This window comes from Patiriisocius marinistellae, from assembly GCF_009014635.1.
GTDB lineage: Bacteria > Bacteroidota > Bacteroidia > Flavobacteriales > Flavobacteriaceae > Patiriisocius > Patiriisocius marinistellae.
Window position 1 is genome coordinate 269333 of the sequence record NZ_BKCF01000001.1, and the last position, 17946, is coordinate 287278.

Genomic DNA, 17946 nt, shown 5'->3' on the forward strand with positions numbered 1-17946 from the left:
TAGTAGTAAAACTATTCATAACTATAGCAAACAAAATAATTGAATTGCGGTTAATTATGTTACATATACCTACGTTCGTGCTACTAATCAAAATTACCTTATTTTTAAACTTCACTAACTACCATTATTTTAGTCTTATGTTTAAAAAATACCTCGCAACCATTTTCCTGTTGCTATTTTGTATGGGCATTCCCCCTGTCAACGCGCAAGACGAAATTTCTATTGAAGAGCGTATTGAAAAACTAATGCAACTTGTTGAAAATTCTGAAGGTATTGAAAAACTACAATGGCTAGACAGTCTTTCAAATATAATTGCCTACGATACAAATTTTATGAATGATAGTATTGTACTCACAACTATAAAATTTGCTAAAAAATTAGACTCGTTCAACACAGCAACTTGGCACATTGCCAATGAAATTTATCATCTAAACTCAAGAAAAGGAACGCCAGAAAAATCGAAAGAATTATTTCTAAAATCGATGAAACATAGAGCGAAAGTAAATGACCCCAATGTGCTATGTAAATACTTTTATGAAGGTGGAAATACGCATTACTTTTTAGGTGAATTTGAAACAGCGCTACAACTTTTTGACAGCACTTTTATACAAGCTAAAAGAGCAAATAACAATCGTTTTATTGGGCTAGCTAAGCTAGGAAAAGGGCAGGTCTACACAGATTCTGGAGACTTTGGCAACGCATCTTTAACGTTACAGGACGCTATAAAATTCTTTACCATAAAACAAGATTCTACAAGTATTATCGAGGCTAAAAATTCGTTGTCAATTTTATATAGCAAAAATGGTTTTTATGATGAAGCAGAGACAGAACGAAACGAGATAATCAAATTCGAAGTTGCCGGTGGGCATTTCAATACATTACCAGCAGTATATTATAATGCAGCTGCAGATTACAATAAACAGGATAGACAAATGGATAGAATTGTCTCCTTAAAATTATCACTGGAAGCAGCTAGAAAGTCTGACCATATAAATTTTTATGAGCCCATCATGTTAACGGGACTTATTGCTGCATATGCTGAAAATGATAGTTTACAAGAGGCAAAATTTTATTTAAAAAAAATATACAAAAATAAAGAGCAAAATACTTCTGGACAGTTTAGGGACTATTATCTGGGCGCTATTAAAAATATGGCATTCGCCGAAATGGAGTACTCAAAAGCAATAGAGTATGGCACCGAATATTTAAAATCAAAACGCCAAGGAAAACAATACGAAGAAATACAAGCTGCCGAAAAATTTTTGGCTAAGGTGTATCAAACCATTGGAGAAAAAGGGAAGGCGTTTGACCATTATATTGAATATTCTAAAATAAAGGATAGTATTGAAAATGCTAAAAAAGTACGCGTGCTATCTTATTACCAAACCATCTATGAAACTGAAAAACTTGATTTAAAAATTAAAGCGCAACAAAAAGATATTGCGTTTATTAATGAAATGAACAAGGTGAGAATGCAATGGTTTTTCTTGGTTATACTTTTGTTAATTGGAATTTTTGGGGTTTTCTGGTTAGCTCGCTCTCGAAATTACGCAAGAAATAAACAAAAACTTCAAGAAGAATTCACTAAGGATGTTTTAAAGACGCAGGAAAAAGAGCGTGCTCGCATTGCGGGTGAACTTCACGATAGCGTGGGTCAAAAATTATTGATACTTAAAAACTCCTTAGTTCAAAAAGACAATGGGGATAAAAAGGAGATAGATTTAGTGGGCGATACCATTAAAGAGGTGAGAGAGATGAGCCATGGTTTACATCCGTTTCAGTTTGAGAAATTGGGGCTTGTGCAATCACTTAAGAACATGGTGGAGACATTTCAGAAAAACTCAAACATTTTTTATTCCGAAGATATTGAAATTGAATACTTAAAATTTCCGAAGGAAAAAGAAATATACGTATTTAGAATGTTACAAGAAGCCATAACTAATGTTGAAAAACATAGTGATGCAACGGCATGTAATCTTACTGCAACAGAAAGTAACAATCAAATAATTTTTATATTAAAAGACAATGGAAAAGGTTTTGATTTAAATAAAAATACCACTGAATGGAAAGGATTAGGCATGAAAACTCTAGAAGAAAGAGCACGGTTTATTGATGCAAATTTACAAATAGACTCCCTCCCACACAAAGGTACGACCATCACGCTAAAAATACCAATAAAATGAATTCTACAATTGTTATAGCAGACGACCACCCCATATTATTAACTGGTACAAAAGCTTTTTTAGAAAGTAAAAATTTTACTATTCTAGCAACTGCGATGGATGGAAATGATGCTTATAATAAAATTGTAAAATATGAACCCCATGTGGCAATTTTGGACTTTGATATGCCCAAACTCAATGGCTTAGAAGTCGCAAAAGAATGTCAGTCTAACAATATTGACGTTATAATTATAATATTGACCTTATTTAAGGAGGAAGCAATTTTACAGGAAATAGGAAAATCAATTCAAGGGTATTTGTTAAAAGAAGACGCCCTTCAAGAAATTGAACTTTGTATTAAAAAGGTTTTGTCTGGAGAAACCTTCGTGAGTAAAAATATTGAATCTGGCATTCATTTTCCGGCAAGTAGCGAAGAGCTAAACAACCTCACCATTGCCGAATCTAAAATATTGCGTTACCTAGCAAAAAACTTTTCTTCATCTCAAATTGCCGAAGAACTCTTTATCTCAAAACGAACGGTAGAAAAACACCGAAGCAACATTATTAAAAAACTAGAAATCCCACCGTCTCAAAATGGTTTATTGCTTTGGGTGCAAAAACATCCTGAGCTTTTTCAGGAGTAGAATTATTTAGAATACTTTAGTTTTCGATTTCATTTTCATTTTCGATTTCAAAGCGGTTGCTGAGTGATTTACAGCTATAGCTGTTCAATCAATCTTACAATTTGTTTTCTGAAAAATGTATCGAAGCACGATTTCCAAGAGGATACGTAGGTCTACGTATTCCACAGCCCGCTACTTGCATTTACCTTTGTGTTATGGCATCTAACCACCCCATATCACGAACATCAAGAAAGAAACTCGCCGCGTTAAGCTCGACCGAAATTGTTATTCTTAAGCTAATAAAACTTGGTTGCACTTCCATTCAAATTGCTGAGCGTAGAGATTGTTCTAAACGCACTGTAGAGAAACACCGTAGTAATATTATTAAGAAATTAGGTTTAACCTCTTCGCAACAGGCGCTATATTTCTATTTAATGAAAAACCCTGATTTTTAGCACACTACGTAGGTCTACGTATTGTTTTTAAAACCTAGGAGCTATATCTTTAAAAAAACTTAAATTATGAATAATTTTCACAAAAATCTGTTGCCACTTTACATCCTGTTACTTTTTAGTATTTCTTCAATTGCTCAGGCATCATTCGTAGGCACAGTTCCTGGAAGCGGAGGTCAAAATATTGCGGCAAATACGAATATAGAAATATTTTTAATCCCTGGACCTATAGATAATGCCACCGTAAATTCTAATAATATTATTGTTTTAGGTTCTCAGTCTGGTATTCATTCCGGGGTCTTCAGTTCTTTCGATTCTTCATCATCTAGTGTTACGTTTAATCCTTCTCAGGATTTTTTACCTGGAGAATTGGTTACAATCCACGTTACTGATGGAGTGATGAGCGGTGGTGATGCAATAAATGGTCCTGGAATGGATAGTTTTACCATCGTTGGTGCTCCACTCGATCCAGCAGGGTCTAGTTATTTTCAAACAATTATTGATGCTCCAAATAATCTTATTAATGACGATGCCACAACGTTAGTTGATCTTAATGGCGATGACAATCTCGATATTGTAACAATAATACAAAATGAAGGAGCAGTTTGGTATCAAAATAGTGGAGGGTTAGATCTTGTATATACAAAGCAACCTCTTTTATCACCTAATGATGATTCAATTAGTCATATAGTGACAGGAGATATTAATGGAGATGGTGATATAGATTTTATTGCAGCAAATAATGATGAAGAAGTTTATTGGTATGAGAGTAGCGGTGGGTTAAACCCTACATTTACGGCTCATTTAGTTAGTGATCCTGGTTTTCCTATGACAAATTTTTTCTTCTTTCGTTCACTTAATGTTGGAGATTTAAATAATGATGGCGAATTAGACATTATTGTGGGGACAATAGATGGTCTTTATACATTTGAAAACAACGGTAATGGCAACTCATTTTCTCGAAATACTCTAATAACAGATAGAGTTCAAGAGGTTGTAGTGAGAGACTTAGATAGAGATAATGATTTAGATATTATAGTAATAACTGCAATAATTGTAAGTGGGTCTTTTGAATATTCACTACGGTGGTTTAATAATAATGGAAATGAAAACCCTAGCTTTACAAATACATTTATTGATGATACGGAAGTAGTATTTGACCTTATAGTTGGTGAAATATCTGGGGATAACGCTCTTGATATTGTTATACGCCAAAACCAAAGTCCAAGAATAAGGAAATTTACTAACAATGGTGCAAATACTTTTACAGCAGGTGCAATAAATCTATCAACTCAATACACCTCTATTGCCTTAGCAGATTTTGATGGAGATGGGGATCAAGATTTAATGGCAAATAGAAGTTTTTCTCCTAGTTTTACGACTATTTTTTATAACAGTGGTAGCGGTTCATTTAGTTCATCGAGCATTGGGTCTACAATTTTAGCTGGAAATATTCTAAAAGGAGATATTGATGGAGATGCTGATATTGATGCAGTTTTAGTCCGCTCTAATAATCTAGCATTTCTAAGAACCAATCTGAGCAAACCTAACTTGTTAACTACAACACCCGTATTTAATGGCCTTAATATTTCAGCAGATAGTAATATTACTTTCAACTTTGACGCAGCAGTGAATGCTGGCTTAAATCCAGTTAATTCAATTATAATATGTGGCTCACAATCTGGTGAAATAACGGGAGACCTTACTGGAGTAAATACGGCAACGCTTACATTTAACCCAACCAAAAACTTCACTGCAAATGAGATTGTTAGTATTAGTATTACAAATGATTTAGTATTAAACCCGTCCACTTTTACTTTTACCTTAGGTGTTAGTCCATTGAGTCCAGGAGAATTTACAAATGATCAAAACAACATTACAACAACTGCAGACTTTGCATGGGATGTTGAATCTGCAGATCTCGATGGCGATGGAGATTTAGATGTAATTTCGTCTTCGCTTGGAGCTGATACTGTTGGCTGGTATGCTAATGATGGTTCCGGCAATTTTGGTGCGCTCAATACCATTTCAACTACAATGGCAAATCCACGTGATGTTAGTTTAGGTGATCTTGATGGTGACGGTGATCTTGATGTTTTGGTAGCAGATAGTAGTTTGGACATAATTGGCTGGTTTGCAAATAATGGCTCAGGCACTTTTGGAAGCATACAAAATATTGCTACATCTCGTAACGACGCTTATAGCGTTACTGCAGCAGATTTAGATAATGATGGTGATTTAGATGTCTTAACATCTTCTGATAATGGTGTAGAACGATTTACCAATGATGGCTCAGGTACATTTACGCTGGCACAAGTTGTAAACCCTTCAGATTCGCGTGGTGTATTCACAACAGATTTAGATAATGATGGCGATTTAGATATAATTGCAACATTTACCGATTTTGGTCAGGTAGCAAGATTTCTCAATGATGGTACAGGTAATCTTGAAACTCCTAATATTGTAGCAAACTGGACATCTGGCATAAACACATTAGGCGTTTCATTAGCAGATGTGGATTTAGATGGCGATATCGATGTGATTTCTTCTTCAAGTTTAGATGATGCTATATCTTGGTTTGCTAACGATGGTAACGGATTATTCTCTGCTTCTTCTGGAAATATAATTAGCACGGCAAGTACTTTTATCACAGATATTACAAATGCAGATTTAGATGGTGATGGCGATTTTGATATTATTATATCCGATTTTAATGATGACCAAGTTACTTGGTTTGAAAATGACGGCTTAGGCGTTTTCGGAGCTTCAACAATAATCACATCTACCGCAGATGGTGCAAGAGCTGTTTCTGCTGCCGATTTAGATGGTGATGGTGACGTAGATATCTTGTCAGCTTCACAAATAGATGATCGCATTGCGTGGTATGAAAATTTTGCATTTCAAATAGAAGACACTAATCCTACTATCCACGCAATTAATGTTCCTGTTACGCAGGATATAATGCTTGGTTTTACTGAAGATGTAGATCCCTCTACAATCACTAATACAAACATAACAATTACAGGCAACCAAGGTTTTCCTTTAAGTTTTACACCAACCGTAATAGATACAGACGCAACTTTAAATCCTAACAGAGACTATTTTCCTGGTGAAAAAATTACTACGGTTGTTACTACGAATGTAGAAAATACAACAGGTTCAAATTTAGCCGATTCATATTCTTTTCAGTTTACTGCGGCGGTAAGTCCAGATAGTCCAGGCGAATTTCCTTTTGAACCTGAATTTTCTGGAGATACGGGTAGCTTTTATGATCTAATTCAAAAAGATTGGGATGGCGATGGTGATTTAGATTTTATAGGGAGAAATAATACTAATGACGTAGAATTCGCCTGGTTTGAAAATGATGGCACCGGTTTACTTAGTGCGTCACAAAACTTAATAGATTTACCTGATGACATTGTAGATTTTAAAATTGGAGATATAAATGGTGACGGAAATTTAGATATCATTACATTCGATTATTCAAATACTGTTGAAGAAGTGATTTTTGGCTATTTCCCTAATGATGGTGCTAATGGAGTAAATGAAGAAATTATTATTGGCACCTATACTCTTATAGATAATGATGATGCCATATTCGCATTTGATATAGCCGATATTGATAACAACGGTCATCTTGACGTAATAGTTACAAATGATAATTTTGAAACCACTATTATATGGTATACTAACGATGGCAATGGAAACTTTAATGCTAACCAACTAACTTATGATCTTTGGGCTGTAAGAAGTCTTAAAATCGCAGATATAAATAATGACGGAAATTTAGACCTAATTTTACCAGAATTTGGTACTAATGGATTTGTCTGGGTTGAAAATGATGGATTAGGATCTTTTGGCGAAGCTCATACAATTTCAACAATACCTTATGATTATCAAATTGCAGATTTAGATGGAGATGGAGATGTAGATATAGTAACAGCAAGCGGTAGTTTTCCTGATTATGTAATAGGTTGGTTAGAAAATGATGGTCTTGGCGTATTCGAACCTATAGAAATAATTGATTCATTATCTGGAAATATTAGGCTTGGTGATTTTGATGGTAATGGCAGTATAGATGTGCTTGTACAAATAGGCTCTAATGTTTTATATTGGTATGCTAACGATGGCTCAGGAAGTTTTGGGAATCGACAAGTTTTGCCAAATGGATTGTCTGCTTCTACACATTTTGATATTGGTGATATAGATAATGATGGTGATTTGGATATTTTAGGTGGGATTGGGAATGAAGCACATTATTTAGAAAATGCAGGGTTGGGTGAATGCACAGGTATTACCACAACATATACCATTGCCGATGGCTGGAACAATGGAGTGCCCAGTGCAACAGATATTGCAATTATCTTAGAGGACTACAGCAGTTTCCTCGGAAATATAACAGCTTGTGAGCTTATTATTCAAAATGGAGCCACGCTAACCATTGAAGCAGAAACCTTTGTGAGTGTAGAAAATGATATTACCGTTGATGGAATCTTACAAATAGCTCACACGGGAAGTCTTGTTCAAACAAACAATGATGCAACAGTAATCAATAATGGTACTATAAATGTATATGTAACCACTCCCGAAGTAGCACCCAGAGATTTTATAATTTCTGGAAGCCCTATGACCGCAGAAACACGAGAAGGAGTGCACAATGCATCCTTTAGAGTACTAGAGCATTCCACACTGGACTTTTTCCCTAACCCACTCGTCGATGACTTTTATGCTCCCAATACCGTTGCAAATTTTGCTAACACCAGTCTAGACGATTGGTCACAACACTCAGGAATTTTAAACCCCGCCGAAGGATACCTCGTATACCCACAGGCAAGTATTATAGACGGTAACCAGTCCTACAATCTTTTATTTGAACAAGGAACACTGAACAACGGCGTACACGAATATGCCATGGAGTACCATATAGACAAGAACTCCAGTCCTAATATATTGGCAAACCCCTACCCGTCTGCCATTGATGCCGAGAAATTTTTAATAGCAAATCCATTAATAGATGAAGTATATTTCTGGGAACACCTTACTGAGCCAGACAATACATTTCCAGGAGGTAGCTCGGCAAACTTTAGTATGGAGGATATCTCTATGTATAATATTTCTGGAGGGATTGCCGCAGGAACCCAAGCAATAAATGGAGGGACAGAACCTAATGGATTTATCGCTACTTCGCAAGGTTTTGGTGTAAAAGCAAATGCTGCAGGAACGGCTACCTTTAACAATAGCATGCGGGTAACAACGGGCAATAACACCCTACGTTCCCCTACGGCAGACAGAAATAGGATTTGGATAAAGATGGAATCCATGGACTACGACTTGAGCAGTGAAACATTGATTGCCTTCGACCCCAATGCCACACAAGGTTTTGATGCCGGATATGATAGTGACCAGCTAGGGAGGATAGTATCGTTATATTCTCATTTGCCTAACGGCGAAATGTCACTTGGTATTCAAACAAGGGAACAATTTGACACTAGTATTCAGGTGCCCATGGGCTATGCATCACAAATCAATGATGGAGAAACTTTTAAAATCACCGTCAAGAATATGGATGGGGCACAGCTAGAAAATGTTCAAGTATATCTCGTAGACACCTTTGAAAATTCCACCACAAACCTTACTCAAGAAGGAATGTATATGTTTACTTCGGCAATGGGCAATTACCCAAATCGTTTTATACTTAAATTTATGGATGAAACAATTCTTGAAACTTCTGAAATTTTTAATGATGAAATTTCGATAGTGCCTAATCCTACTAAAGGTATATTATTTGTAAATTCAGTAAATGCAATCATCAAAAATATATCGGTTTTTGATTTGCAAGGAAGATTGGTAAACAAGGTATTCGGAAATAAAACATACGATTTAAAGGTTGATATTTCAACATTAAGCAGCACTGTGTATTTCTTGCATATAAATACCGAAAATGGGTCGTTGATAAAGAAAATAATCAAAGAGTAACTAATCAATGTTTTTCTTTAAAAGAGACCTGTCGAATAAAACTCGGCAGGTTTTTTTTTATAATACTGTTAACTTTATCAAATTAGAGACATTAATTATAAAGCAAATACATATTATGAAAACAATTATACAAGCATTAGTCATCAGCATCTTTATTTTTAATGTTGCTAAAATTTCGGCACAAGAAAAAAAGGAAACTGTTAACGACGTTATCGAAGAAGGCATAGAGCGACGTGCCGAAGAAAAAAAAGAAGAACTTAAAAACAAGCGAGGTCGAGATTGGGCTAAAAAACCAACGATTGATATGTCTCCCACTGATAGTGAAATTAGAGATGTGCTACGTATTACTACGGGTCAAGACAAAGCAAAGGTAAGAGATAGTTATACCTTTGAAGTGGCCATTACTACACAAATTCAAGACTTGTCAAAACGCAAGCCTAAAAAGCAATTAATGACACAACATTACGGGCCTGCAGCGACGATGATGGCTATGGAAAAAGGGCAGCTAATGCTTACTGACCTCAATAGCGAAACCATTGTTATAATCAATACTAAAAGTAAAACAGCGCAAACTATGTCTTCTGCATTTATGGGAAAATTTATAGGTAAGGCCTTGGATTATATGGTGGAAAATGGTGATGATGTTTCAGAAACCCCAAAAATTACAAAACTAGAAGGCACTAAAACTATTGCAGGATATACCGCTGAAGGTTACCATATGGAAACAGAAGATGGTGCTGTTGAAGTATGGTATTCTACGGCTATACCAACTTCATTTTTTAAAAATGCGGCAGGATTTATGTCAAAATATATGACTATGCCAGCAAATAATGAGTCGTTAGGGTACCCATTATTAATAACTCAAATTAACAAAAAAGGAAAGAAAACAACCGAAATGCGAGTAACTGAAATTAATATGTCCCCTTTGACTATTACTATGAGTGATTACAAAGTGATGAATGTTTTTGGGAATTAGCCAGAATTTTTCAAAAGAGCGGTATTAAAATTATTCGTTTATATTTAACGTCTAATTCTACCCTCTTTTGAAAAAATAAAAAGGCGTTTCGATTCAAAAAAACGAAACACCTCTTTATAACTTTCAAAATTTTTATTGTCTTACAAATCCTATTTCAATTACATAAGTATCTTCAAATCCACCTCCGCTAAACATCTCTTCATAGCGTGTGTCAAATGAATTACCAGAATAATTTGAAACAGTAAATAGTTGCGCATCATCATTATCAAAATCAAGCAATAAAGTTCCGTTTGCTTCATTAACAATAAAACTTCCCTCACCATCGATCGACGTTAATTCAGTCTCAATAATTACTTCACCGTCTTCGGTATCTGTATACGTAATTGTATATGTCCCTTGCGCAGCAAATGTTCCATTACTATTAAAATTCCAGTTAACATTAAAGTTTGAACCTTCTGTCAAATAAGTATTTGTTATAGTGGTTCCGTCTGCATTTATAAGTACTTCAACATCACTACTTCTTAAATAGCTAAAAGAATAATCACCTGCAATACTAGATTGAGTAAATGCCACAGCATTATCATCATCATTCTTACATGATGTAAATGTGATTGCTACCAACATGATAGCGAATAAAAAGTGTAGTTTTTTCATTTTTTAAATTTTAAATTTTTGGCAAATATAACTACAACTTTAACTTATATATTATTAAACCTTATATTTCAGTACAGCTATTCATTAAACAACTAATAACGTTTTATTTAGGATTTTAATTCTATTATTAATTAGAATATTAAATATAGCTTTTATCTACTATTTTTAAATATGTATCTTTCTTGACTAAACCTTACTGCATTGAAAAAAATTATTTTAATTCTATTTTTTTTTACAACAATCACAACCGCACAAGATTACGTTGACATCCTTAAAGTAAGTTACGGCAACTCTTTTAATCATAGTTTTGAGGGATTTACTGATGAAATGAATATTAAATCACTTGATGCTGATTTTACATATCCCATTGTAATTGATGAGAATAATGCAATAATTACTGGTTTTTTACACAGCAATAATAATTTGCAATTATTTCCAGATTCATTCTTAACTCAAAATCCATTAGCTCCACAATCATTATCTAAGCGTATAAATCTCTACAGCACTGTATTAAAAATAGGTCTCGCAACAAATTTTAACGAGAAATGGAGCGGAACTTTTGTAGTCCTACCCAACCTGTCATCAGATTATAAGGATATCTCTAGCGATGACCTTTATCTTGGTGGCGTTGCGGTTATTAAATATCAAAAAAACGAACATTTAAAGTATCGCTTAGGGATTTACGCAATGGATCAAGCTTATGGAATATTCACAACCCCCATACTAGGTTTCTATTATTTAAGCCCAAATGAGCGATTAGAAGTAGATGCTTCATTACCTATTTCGGCCGATGTTAATTACCGTTTTGAAAACTGGGCAGTTGGTGTTGATTATTTTGGTATAGGTAGAAGTTTTGATATTCATCAAGAGAACACACCAGACTATTATGTGGATTATGGCTCACTTGATTTTTCCATTTATGCGCAATACGCAATGCTTGAAAAAAGTATTTTATTAAGAGGAAAACTTGGTTATAGTGATATTGACGCAGAAGCGTATGAAGATGGAGATAATATTGATCTAAGAATTTCTGCATTCGATTTTGGTTCTGAGCGCACCCAATTAAACCCTATAAATAGTGGTGGTATATTTGCAAAAGTTGAAGTTCTTTACCGTTTTAATTTGAGCAAAGTAGATAAATAGTAATGCATTTTTTTCTTCGGAAATATTAGATTAATAAAACATATCGTTTTTAATTTAATTGAATCAAACTTCCTCACTTTACTAACAGCTACCAAGTAAACAACACCAACTATTTTTTCCTATCTTTAATCCATGGATAGAGCTTGCCCAGAATGTGGAAATAAAATAATAGGTCGTGCAGATAAAAAATTCTGCAGTGATGGCTGCCGAAATTCCCATAATAACACCCTAAACAAAGACCAAAGCAATCTAGTACGTAACATTAACAATAGACTTCGCAAAAACTACCGAATTCTTCAAAAAGCCAATGGAAAAGAGAAAACTAAAATCAAAAAAGACACGCTCTTAAAACATGGTTTTAATTTTAAATTTTTCACAGGACAGTACGTCACAAAAACAGGAAGTGTTTATTTTTATGTGTATGACCAAGGATACCTTCCGTTAGAAAACGACTGGTATTTATTGGTTAAAGTAGATTTACAAGTATAGTTATTATAGTAATCCAACCTCTAAATTTAACGATGTAGTCACTTTTCCGAAGCTATTTTTAAAAGCATTATAAAAGTGCTATTTTTATCCGGCTAATCCACCATCCCTCATGAAACATTTAAGTGCAATCATTTCGTTTGTTGTCGTTTTATTATTAGTATTCATCAGTTTTGAAACCTTAATGCCCAGTGGCGGATCACTCGCCTCAACTCCTGATACTGAGTTTTCTACTGAACGTGCATTAGTCCCTTTGAAAGAAATAAGTAAAAAACCACACTTTCATGGTACAGAAGAACATACGAGAGTTCGTAGTTTTCTTGTTTCAGAATTACAAAAATTAGGGTTAGAAGTAGAGGTTCAAGAAGGCTTTGTTCTCAGTGGAGCCCGAAGAGGATTGATAAAACCAAAAAACATTGTCGCCCGTTTAAAAGGAAACGGAAGAGGAAAATCGTTAGTGCTTCTCTCACATTATGACAGTGCCTTAGTCCCATCTCTTGGGGCAAGTGATGCTGGTAGCGGTGTGGTGACCATTCTTGAAAGTTTACGTGCTTACAAAGCAAGTGGAAAAACTCCTACTAATGATGTTGTTATACTTTTTAGTGATGGCGAAGAAATAGGTCTCGATGGCGCATCGCTTTTTGTAAACGAACATCGCTGGGCAAAAAATGTGGGGTTAGTGCTCAATTTTGAAGCCCGTGGAAGTGGCGGCCCTAGTAATATGATTGTTGAAACTAACGGTGGAAATACAAATCTCATTAAAGCTTTTGCTGCTGCAAAAGTGGAATTCCCCGTAGCATCATCACTTATGTATAGTGTGTATAAAATGCTGCCAAATGATACTGATTCTACCGTTTTTAAGGAGGATGGTGATATTGAAAGTTTCTTTTTCGCTTTTATAGATGACCATTATGACTACCACACTGTAAATGACAATGTAGAAAATCTGGACATTGAAACCTTGCAGCATCAAGGCACCTACCTTTTACCGTTGTTACATTATTTTGCTGATGCTGACCTCAATGCATTAAAAACACTAGAGGATAGTGTTTATGTAAATATGCCTTTTATCAAGTTTATTCACTATCCTTTTTCGTGGATTTTGCCTATGGTAGTAATAGCAGGGGTTTTATTTTTTATTTTACTATTTTATGGTATTTCAAAACATAAACTAAACTTAGCGAGCATAGGTCGTGGTTTTTTGCCTTTTTTATTTTCATTAGTGTTGTGTGGGATAATCGGGTTTTTTGGTTGGAAATTAATAGAATGGCTGTACCCTCAATATGCTGAGGTACAACATGGTTTTAAATATAATGGCCATTGGTACATTGCCTTTTTTGTAAGTTTGTCTCTTGCAATTATATTTATAGTTTATCATATATTTTCAAAACGTACTACCGTTGTAAATTTATTAGTCGCGCCATTATTTTTCTGGATAATTTTAAATCTAGCTATTTTTATGTTTATTAAAGGAGCTGGGTTTTTTATTATTCCCATTTTCTTTGGTTTATTATCTTGGTTTATATTGTTAAAATGGAGTACGCCTAGTTACATTGGCATGGCGTTATTAGGTGCGCCTGCAGTTTTTATCTTCGCTCCTCTTATTCAGTTTTTTCCTATAGGCTTAGGGTCAGATCATATTGTAATTAGCTGTGTTGTAACGGTTCTATTATTTGGTTTGTTATTACCCGTTTTAGGCTTTTATAAAATGAAAAACATATTAGCCTATTTATTTTTTGGCGTAGCATTTGTCTTTTTCATTATATCTCATTTTAAAAGTGAATTTTCTGAAACTCGCCAAAAACCCAATAGTCTTGTTTATTATCAAGATATTGACAATGGTGATGCTTTTTGGCTAACATATGATACTATATTAGATAATTGGACAAAATCATATTTAGGAGAAAAACCAAAACCCGCAGCAAATTATGTAGAAGCTTCTGCTGGTAGCAAATATAATTCTGGCTATACTTATGCTGGTGTTGCACCTAAAATTGACATTCCACCTTTTAAAATTAGATTAGAAAAAGATACCATAACTAATGGTTTGCGAGATGTTACATTTACTTATTTACCACAACGTGATGTACATCAAATAATGTTATATGCAGACAAAGACATTGCCTTTGAAAAGCTCTCGTTTAATGGAGTTTCTCCAAAAACAACAGATGTTTTAGGGCAGCACTTTTTTAATCGACCACACAATAACTTGTTGCGTTATTACGTAGCAGACAAAGACTCATTAGAGGTGCGATATGTGCTCCCCGAAAAAGCTCCTCAAGTTACTTTTAAAGCATTAGAATACTCATTAAATTTAATGGATAATAAAATACTTAATGTAAAAGCAAGAGAAAAAACAATGATGCCTAAACCGTTTATTAATACTGATGCGGTGATTGTAAGTAAAAGTTTTAAAGTAACCGAAATGAATAACAAGAAAGTAGATAGCGTTCAATAAAAATATGAGTAAAACAATCGCAATTGCAGGATTAGGCTGGCTAGGAAAACCGCTAGCACAGCATTTAATGATACTTGGATATAAAGTAAAAGGTTCTGTAACTAGCCAAAAGAAAGCTGGTGGATTACAAAACAATGGTATAGATGCGTATGCAGTAAATATTACCGAGGAAGGTGTTTTAGGTTCACCCCAAGGTTTTTTAAAAAACACAGATGTATTAATAATTATGATTCCTCCGGGGCTACGCCGTAACTCGGGTGCAGATTATGTGTTAAAAATGTCTCATTTTTTAGCCGAAATTAAACAATCCAAAATTGAGAAAGTGGTTTTTATAAGTAGCACGTCAGTTTATGGAGATGAACAAGGCGTTGTTACCGAAAAAGACATCCCCGAACCCAATACTGAAGCTGGAAGACAACTATTTAAGGTAGAGCAATTGTTTTTTAATACACCAGATTTTAAAACCTCTATCCTACGTTTTGGCGGACTTATGGGAGGTACACGTCAACCTGTAAAATATTTAGCTGGAAGAAAAGATTTAAATGGTGGCAATGACGCGGTAAACTTAATCCATAGAAATGATTGTATCAAGATATTACTGCGTATTATAAATAAAGACAGCTTTGGGACTATATTTAATGGTGTACACCCTGAGCATCCTTTAAAGAAAGATTTTTATTATAGTGAAGCGTTAAAACTGGGACTTGAACCACCACAATTTTCAAATGAAGAAATTTCAGAAGGGAAACAAGTGGATTCTTTAAATCTTAAACTAGTATTGGGTTTTGAATTTAAAAACCCTTTAAATCAATAATCAAAATTTTTAAGATTAAAAAAAAATCTCGATAGCAATGCTACCGAGATTTTTTTTAATCTTTTGTATTCAATGCTCTTTTTTAATTGAGCATCTAACTAAACTACCAGATTCTTACTCTGTTTTCTGGAGCTACATACATAGGATCACCTTCTTTGATGTCAAATGCTTCGTAGAATGCATCAACATTTTTAAGGGGCTCTGTTGCTCTCCAACGTCCTGGTGTATGTGGATCTGTCTTTACTTGTGTTCTTAAAGACTCATCACGTTGCTTTGTTCTCCATACGGTTGCCCAACTCATAAAGAAACGTTGCTCTGGAGTAAATCCATCAATAGGTTCTGGTCTTCCATTATCTTTATAGTAACGCTGTAAACCATCATACGCAGCTAGTACACCACCTAGATCTCCAATATTTTCTCCAAGTGTAAATTTTCCATTTACATAAACACTGTCTAAAACTTCTATAGCATCATACTGCTCAGCAAGTGCTCCACCTCTTTCACCAAATTTTTCAAGGTCTTCTTCAGTCCACCAGTTTACTAAATTTCCGTCGCCATCAAAACGAGCTCCACTATCATCAAATGCATGTGAAATTTCATGACCAATCACAGCTCCTATTCCTCCATAATTTACAGCCTCATCAGCTTTGTAATCGTAAAATGGAGGTTGTAAAATTGCCGCTGGAAATACAATCTCATTATTAAATGGATTGAAATATGCATTTACAGTTTGAGGAGACATTCCCCACTCTGTACGGTCAACTGGTTCGTTAATTTCAGATAGATTATCTTTTAATCCCCATGCTCCAACAGCTAGCATATTTTCATAATAACTTTTATCTGCCGAAACATCCATTGAGCTATAATCCTCCCATTTATCAGGATACCCTATTTTAACAGTAAATTTATCAAGCTTCTCAACTGCTTTTACTTTTGTTTCCTCACTCATCCAGTCTAATGCTTGAATACGATCTTGGTATGCAGCAATTACATTTGCAATCATCGTTTCTGCTTTTTCTTTTGCCTCTGGTGGAAACATTTCGTCAACATATAATTGACCAAGCGCCTCACCCATTGTACCATTTACAGTAGCTAATGCACGTTCATCTGCTGGACGTTGTTTTTTAGCACCACTCAATGTTTTGCTATAAAAGTCCCAATTAGCTGTTTCAATCTCCGTAGTCAATTGCCCTGCTGCACCATTTAAAGTTGCCCAACGCATTACTGTTTTCCAAGTATCTACATCACCTTGCGCAAGTGTTTTCTGTACTACATCCATATATTTAGGTTGCATTACAATAACAGTATCTAATTCTTTTTCAACACCTAAATCCTTAAATGCTTTTTTCCATTGGATTGAAGGAGCCATTTTTTGAACTTGATCCATAGAACGTGGATTGTTGAAATTCCTAAAGTCTCTACTTGCCACCTTGTCTAAACGCGGTGTTGCTAGCTTAGTTTCAAAAGCTAAAATAGTTTCAGCTTGTTTACGTGCACTAGTCTCATCATCACCTAAAAACTGTAACATTCTAGTAATATGATCTACATATTGACCACGAATCTCAACAGACTTAGCGTCCATATTTGTATAATAATCTCTATCTGGAAGACCTAAGCCGCCAGGAGTAATGTATGCTGAGTTTATTGAGCTATTGCTTGGGTTTGAAAAAGCCGCAACCCCTACAAAAGGTTGAGATACAGAAACAGCATCTTCCGTCATTAAACGTTGAAAATCTTCAACGGTTTTCATTGCTTCAATTTTAGCAAGTGTTGCTTTTATAGGCTCAATACCCGCTTGATTTCTAGCAACAGTATCTAACTTAGAATTAAAAATCGCTAGTGCTTTAGCTTGATCAGTCCCAGCATCATATTTTCCACTTTTTTCTGCTTTTTCTAAGATTGCAAGTACATCTGCATCTGTTTTTTTACGCAATACACCAAAACCTCCCCAACGTACTTGATCGTCTGGAATTTCAGTGTTTTTCATCCAGCTACCATTCACATAGTTATAAAAGTCTGCTTTAGGACTTAATGTTGTGTCCATATTTGAAAGGATAATCCCGCGTTCTTCGGTATCCTTAGCTACGTCACCTTTCTTTGTATCATCGCATGACACGAAAAGTGTTGTAGTAGCGGCCACCGCAGCAGCCAAAATCCATTTATTGTTTTTCATTTTAATTAGTTTTATTAGGATGTTAGTAA

Annotated in this window: 11 protein-coding genes; 9 read left to right on the forward strand and 2 right to left on the reverse strand. The window is 34.8% G+C overall.

The window, feature by feature from the left end; genetic code table 11:
- Nucleotides 1-182: 182 nt before the first annotated feature.
- The 5 genes from GB234_RS01185 to GB234_RS01205 all read left to right on the forward strand — a co-directional run bounded on the left by GB234_RS01185 (nt 183) and on the right by GB234_RS01205 (nt 10189).
- On the forward strand, nt 183-2183 hold the full coding sequence (locus GB234_RS01185; RefSeq protein WP_172966824.1) for an ATP-binding protein: 2001 nt from the start codon (nt 183-185) through the stop codon (nt 2181-2183).
- Nucleotides 2180-2806, forward strand: coding sequence for a response regulator transcription factor (locus GB234_RS01190; RefSeq protein ID WP_151892681.1), 627 nt, complete (start codon nt 2180-2182; stop codon nt 2804-2806). Before GB234_RS01185 ends, GB234_RS01190 begins: the two co-directional genes overlap by 4 nt.
- A 194-nt stretch (nt 2807-3000) precedes the next feature.
- Nucleotides 3001-3240, forward strand: coding sequence for a response regulator transcription factor (locus tag GB234_RS01195; protein WP_151892682.1), 240 nt, complete (start codon nt 3001-3003; stop codon nt 3238-3240).
- A gap of 66 nt (nt 3241-3306) precedes the next feature.
- Complete coding sequence (locus tag GB234_RS01200; protein ID WP_151892683.1) at nt 3307-9213, forward strand: T9SS type A sorting domain-containing protein; 5907 nt, start codon at nt 3307-3309, stop codon at nt 9211-9213.
- 115 nt (nt 9214-9328) lie between these two features.
- The gene (locus GB234_RS01205; RefSeq protein ID WP_151892684.1) at nt 9329-10189 is read left to right on the forward strand and encodes a hypothetical protein; all 861 of its coding nucleotides are present in this window, start codon (nt 9329-9331) and stop codon (nt 10187-10189) included.
- A 132-nt stretch (nt 10190-10321) separates the two neighbouring features.
- Here GB234_RS01205 and GB234_RS01210 read toward each other — a convergent pair whose 3' ends face one another.
- Nucleotides 10322-10843 carry a hypothetical protein gene (locus GB234_RS01210; protein ID WP_151892685.1) on the reverse strand — a complete coding sequence of 174 codons (522 nt, stop codon included), beginning with the start codon at nt 10841-10843 and terminating at the stop codon, nt 10322-10324.
- Nucleotides 10844-11044: 201 nt separating this feature from the next.
- Here GB234_RS01210 and GB234_RS01215 point away from each other — a divergent pair, with 201 nt between their 5' ends.
- The 4 genes from GB234_RS01215 to GB234_RS01230 all read left to right on the forward strand — a co-directional run bounded on the left by GB234_RS01215 (nt 11045) and on the right by GB234_RS01230 (nt 15744).
- A complete protein-coding gene (locus GB234_RS01215; protein WP_151892686.1) occupies nt 11045-11986 on the forward strand; it encodes a DUF6268 family outer membrane beta-barrel protein in 942 nt (313 codons plus the stop codon).
- 132 nt (nt 11987-12118) lie between these two features.
- Complete coding sequence (locus tag GB234_RS01220) at nt 12119-12475, forward strand: hypothetical protein (RefSeq protein WP_151892687.1); 357 nt, start codon at nt 12119-12121, stop codon at nt 12473-12475.
- Nucleotides 12476-12584: 109 nt separating this feature from the next.
- Nucleotides 12585-14930 (forward strand): M20/M25/M40 family metallo-hydrolase, encoded by a 2346-nt coding sequence (locus GB234_RS01225; protein WP_151892688.1) that lies wholly within the window; start codon nt 12585-12587, stop codon nt 14928-14930.
- 4 nt (nt 14931-14934) lie between these two features.
- The gene (locus tag GB234_RS01230) at nt 14935-15744 is read left to right on the forward strand and encodes an NAD(P)-binding domain-containing protein (protein WP_151892689.1); all 810 of its coding nucleotides are present in this window, start codon (nt 14935-14937) and stop codon (nt 15742-15744) included.
- A gap of 103 nt (nt 15745-15847) precedes the next feature.
- Here GB234_RS01230 and GB234_RS01235 read toward each other — a convergent pair whose 3' ends face one another.
- Nucleotides 15848-17917: a M13 family metallopeptidase gene (locus GB234_RS01235; protein WP_151892690.1), complete on the reverse strand. Its 2070-nt coding sequence runs from the start codon at nt 17915-17917 to the stop codon at nt 15848-15850.
- Nucleotides 17918-17946: the final 29 nt, after the last annotated feature.